The organism is Flavobacterium geliluteum (assembly GCF_017948595.1).
Lineage (GTDB): Bacteria > Bacteroidota > Bacteroidia > Flavobacteriales > Flavobacteriaceae > Flavobacterium > Flavobacterium flavipigmentatum.
In genome coordinates this window covers 1-545 of sequence record NZ_JAGFBV010000079.1, presented here as the reverse complement: position 1 = coordinate 545, position 545 = coordinate 1, and the positions used below count along the sequence as shown (strand labels likewise).

The window sequence follows — 545 nt, the reverse complement described above, 5'->3', positions numbered from 1 at the left end:
ATTCAGGACAGTTCCACCACCGAAAAACCTTGAAATCCAAAGAAAGGTTTGAAGAGCTGGGTGTAATTACCAAGAGTGATGCAGGAGTGCGGGATGATTCACTGACCGCCTATACCGTCTTTGGACGCTACGGGCTTGTATTCCCCTTACTGGACAAAGAGAATACCATTGTAAATTATTTTGCAGTGCGTTTTGATCTGGACAGCCCAAAGGAAGAATATTTAAATCAGAAAGGAATTTATCCTGCATATCCGCATCCGCTTACTAAAAAACTGTATCTCGCGCCGACTGTCATTGACTGCGCCAGTCTAATACAAAGCAGGATACTGGATCAAAGGGAAGCGGTCATTGCCCTGCATGACGGGGAACTGCTGGAACAGCATTTGGAAGTTATCAGGTCATTATATGAATTGGAAGAAATAATAATCTTTAAGCGGTGAGAAAATGGAAAAGATCAGATTACAAATGCAGGAGATCAGACCCGATGTTCCACTCTCAATAGTGGAACTTCCCGAGGGGCACAGTCTGAATGACATGTGGGTCAA

The 545-nt window shown here is 43.9% G+C and carries 1 protein-coding gene; it reads left to right on the top strand.

What is annotated here, in order from left to right; genetic code table 11:
* Positions 1-440: hypothetical protein (locus tag J3495_RS19035; RefSeq protein WP_210668563.1), on the top strand; the 440-nt coding region annotated here is incomplete at its 5' end.
* Positions 441-545 lie beyond the last annotated feature (105 nt).